Origin of the sequence: Vibrio sp. 10N.222.48.A3, from assembly GCF_041475345.1 — a bacterium.
Taxonomy (GTDB): Bacteria; Pseudomonadota; Gammaproteobacteria; order Enterobacterales; family Vibrionaceae; genus Vibrio; species Vibrio tasmaniensis_A.
Genome location: NZ_JBFRVX010000163.1, coordinates 1 through 3,561 on the forward strand (window position 1 = coordinate 1; position 3,561 = coordinate 3,561).

At 44.8% G+C, this 3,561-nt stretch carries 5 protein-coding genes; all 5 read left to right on the forward strand.

Translation table 11 applies throughout. The features are described 5' to 3' along the window. Nucleotides 1-113: 113 nt before the first annotated feature. Nucleotides 114-950 (forward strand): DUF4198 domain-containing protein, encoded by an 837-nt coding sequence (locus AB4653_RS05990; RefSeq protein WP_017102108.1) that lies wholly within the window; start codon nt 114-116, stop codon nt 948-950. A 115-nt stretch (nt 951-1,065) separates the two neighbouring features. Beyond that, nucleotides 1,066-1,401 carry a hypothetical protein gene (locus AB4653_RS05995; RefSeq protein WP_012600589.1) on the forward strand — a complete coding sequence of 112 codons (336 nt, stop codon included), beginning with the start codon at nt 1,066-1,068 and terminating at the stop codon, nt 1,399-1,401. Further along, nucleotides 1,398-1,994, forward strand: a complete 597-nt coding sequence (locus tag AB4653_RS06000; RefSeq protein WP_102257993.1) for a DUF6162 family protein — start codon at nt 1,398-1,400, stop codon at nt 1,992-1,994. Before AB4653_RS05995 ends, AB4653_RS06000 begins: the two co-directional genes overlap by 4 nt. 46 nt (nt 1,995-2,040) lie before the next feature. Beyond that, nucleotides 2,041-2,976, forward strand: coding sequence for a metal ABC transporter solute-binding protein, Zn/Mn family (locus AB4653_RS06005; RefSeq protein WP_102257994.1), 936 nt, complete (start codon nt 2,041-2,043; stop codon nt 2,974-2,976). Next, nucleotides 2,976-3,561, forward strand: a 586-nt coding sequence (locus AB4653_RS06010) for a metal ABC transporter ATP-binding protein (protein WP_372103571.1), incomplete at its 3' end; no start/stop codon positions are given. The genes AB4653_RS06005 and AB4653_RS06010, both read left to right, overlap by 1 nt.

Genomic DNA, 3,561 nt, shown 5'->3' on the forward strand with positions numbered 1-3,561 from the left:
GATTACGCTCAACTATATCGTTAAGTAGTAGATAAAGAAGCGATAAATAATGGTAGCCATCGTAGACGCTCATTGAGCGACACGGTTAAAGATTACAAATAATGGAATTGAACATGATGAAACAGACAAAAATAAAGGCGCTTGCTCTTGCAGGTGTAATGGCGTTCGGTCTAGCAGCAACGACGACTGCGCAAGCTCACCCTCGTTGGGTTTTGCCTTCTCATTTCACCGTTTCTAAAGAAGGTGGTGACTGGTTAACATTTGATGTGACGGCATCCCACGGTACGTTTGTTTTTGATAAGCCAGCAGGAAGTGATAAAGCATTCGTTATCATGCCTGATGGCCGTAACGAGCGTCCTAACTTCGTTGTAAAAGGCAAGCGTCGCTCAATGTTTGATTTCTATTTTGAGGAAGAAGGTACACACAAAGTAGCAATCAACAATGAACCAACGTACTGGACACAGTACAAAGCGGGTCGTCGTGACACAGTAAAATGGATTAAAGCGACTAAAGCTGAGCGTGATGCCTTATTACCTGAAAAATCACGTGACGTGGTAACTCAAGTTGGTTTCACTCGCGCAGAAAGTTACATCACAGTAGGCAAGCCAACGGATTCAGTTTTCAAAATTGAAGGCAAGCTTCTTGAAATGAAGCCTGTTACACACCCTTCAGACATCGTTGAAGGCGAACCGGTGACATTCCAATTCTTCTACAACGGTGAAATCCAGAAAGACGTGAAAGCGGAAATTACTCGTGAAGGTACGCTTTACCGCAATCACCAAGAGCAGATTGATGTAGTGAGCGATGAAAACGGTGAAATCACGTTTACTCCAGACGTAGCGGGTCGTTACGTAATGAAAGCGAACTACAAAGGTGAGTTGGTTGACAACCCACTGGCAGACAAAGCAAGTACGAATGTGCACCTGACATTCGAAGCATTGCTTCAATAGTCGGTTTTATCGGGAGAAAGCTCCTGATTATTAGATAAAAAAGACAAGGGCTCATTAGAGCCCTTTAACGGTCAGTATACCACTGAAAATTTGTAACGTGGCGAGGGTACGAACGATGAAAATAACAATAAAAGCAAACACCATAATTGCTCCGTGCTTAGCTCTGGGGCTTGGTTTAGCGGCATTACCTGCGCAAGCACACTTTCCATTGATGAGCTGTTGGTTTGAAGGCAAAACGGTTGCCTGTGAGGCAGGTTACTCTGATGGTAGTAAAGCGATAGATTACGCAGTCGCGATGTACGACTATGAAGACAACTTGATAGCGAAAGAGATGACGGATAAACGCTCTATTGTCGAATTTCCAAACCCAAATTCTGAGTTTTACCTCGTGTTTGATTCAGGTCACGAGTTTCCTGTTGAAGTCGACGTTGTAGAGATCAAAGAAAAATGATGATTCAAAGTGTACGCGCTGACACAGGCGGAAGAGAGGGCAAGTGGGTTGGCCTAATCATTATATTCATCCTTTGTTTTGCGACGGTTGCTATTCCGTTTAATCAAGCAGAATCTCATATCGAAGTGACCCTTGATCACCAAGTCTTGGTGACTGATGTTGAGCAAGAAAACTTGGCGATGCTGTCAGAACTCCGTTTGGCTCATGAAGAGATTCGAGATCTTCGTATGGACTTAGACGGCGATTGGCCAAGTGTTGTGTCACTTAAAGATGAATGGGTCGCGCCTTTTGTTGAAGACCAGAGTTGGAAACGCAAAGGTTCTCATACTTGGTTATTGGACGAGCGTGGTTACTACTTTTCTACGCCAAGTGAACACGCTACATCAAGTGAATATGCTGCACAAAGCGATCATGGCTTCGCGGACTCCTTTATTTTGAATGCGAATAGTGTTTCTCCGGAAATCTGGATTTTCTTTGGTGGTGTCGCAAGCAAACCTACTCAATTTGATGAAAATACATTGGAATCTGCAGGCTGGAAATTGGTGGTGAATGAGTCAGAAGTTGCTGATCAGCATGAAGCTTCTTCACATTAATCCCGGACTCTCGAAAAACAAAATGCTCACTAATAAGAGATTTACTATGCGATTCATGACTCTATTGATGTCGTTAATGGCGGTGCTATCGACACCCAATGCATTGGCAAAAGAATACACAGTCGACAGCGATAAGTTGACGATAGGCATTACCCTACAGCCTTACTATAGCTACGTAAAAGCAGTGGTAGGTGACAAAGTGAACATCCTTCCTTTGGTTGATGCTGGCTTTAACCCGCATAATTATTTGCCACAACCGAATGACTTGAAGCGATTGAGCCAGATGGATGCAATCGTGGTAAACGGTATTGGCCACGATGACTTCGCATTAAAAGTCATTTCAGCTGCGCAACGTGATGATTTAATGGTTATTGAAGCGAACAAAGAAGTACCTCTACTTCCTGCATTAGGCCAGTCTGTTGGCCAAGGCGCAGTGAACCCACATACGTTTGTTGGACTTTCTACAACAATCCAAAAGGTTTACACCATCGCGAGCGAAGTTTCTAAGCTCGACCCAGACAACGCTACGTTTTATCGCAAGAACGCACGTAAATACGCCAAGCAATTTCGCTTTATGAAGCGCGATGCGATGTTGTCACTAGGCGAACTCGACACATCAGGTATGAAAGTAGCGACTACGCACAATGCTTATGGCTATATCCTTCAAGAGTTTGGTGTGGATGTTGCGGCGGTGATTGAGCCTGCACACGGTGTTGAACCAAGTGCGAGCCAACTGCAAGATACGATCGAGAAAATCCGCGCATCAGGCATTGATGTTCTGTTCTACGAGCTAAACATGCCAAACCGCTTTGTTGACACGATTGAAGCAGAAACAGGCGTTCAGCTTTACCGTTTCTCTCACATGACGCACGGTGAGTATCAAGACGATAAGGTAGAAGTTGAGATGAAGAAGAACTTAGAAACGTTAATCGAAGCCATGAAATTTGCTGCGGCTAACCAGGCTAAAAGTGGGAAGGCGTAATGCAAGGTCCATCGATTTCAATTAACCAACTCGGTCTGCAATACGACAATAACGTGATTCTTGATGATATCACGCTAGAGCTTAAAGCGGGTGAGTGCCATGTGATCATGGGGCCAAACGGCGGTGGCAAAACCTCTTTGCTGCGTTCAGTTCTCGGTTTGACGCCTTTTTCTGGTCAAATCAATATTCATTGGCCAGAAAAGCCAAGCATTGGTTACGTTCCTCAAAAAGCGACCTTCGAATCGAGCTTACCTCTGACGGTAATGGATTTCGTCCTGCTTAACCAAACTCGAATTCCGCTGTTTTGGCGTCGTAAGTCTAAGCAATTGGATCTTGCATTAGCGCAACTCGACCGTGTGGGAATGGCGACTCGTAGCGACCGCCGTATGGGTCAATTGTCGGGTGGCGAGCAGCAACGCGTGTTGTTTGCACAAGCATTATTGGATAACCCAAGTTTGTTGGTGTTGGATGAACCAACGACTGGCATGGATGAACAAGGCGTTCGTTATTTAGAATCGCTAGTTCGTGAATGCGTTAATGAAGGGCGTACCATTCTTGCTGTTCACCATGATGTAACCGCAGTAC

Coding starts and splice junctions, on each gene's coding strand:
- AB4653_RS05990 (WP_017102108.1), top strand. CDS start 114: ATGATGAAACAGACAAAAATAAAGGCGCTTGCTCTTGCAGGTGTAATG.
- AB4653_RS05995 (WP_012600589.1), top strand. CDS start 1,066: ATGAAAATAACAATAAAAGCAAACACCATAATTGCTCCGTGCTTAGCT.
- AB4653_RS06000 (WP_102257993.1), top strand. CDS start 1,398: ATGATGATTCAAAGTGTACGCGCTGACACAGGCGGAAGAGAGGGCAAG.
- AB4653_RS06005 (WP_102257994.1), top strand. CDS start 2,041: ATGCGATTCATGACTCTATTGATGTCGTTAATGGCGGTGCTATCGACA.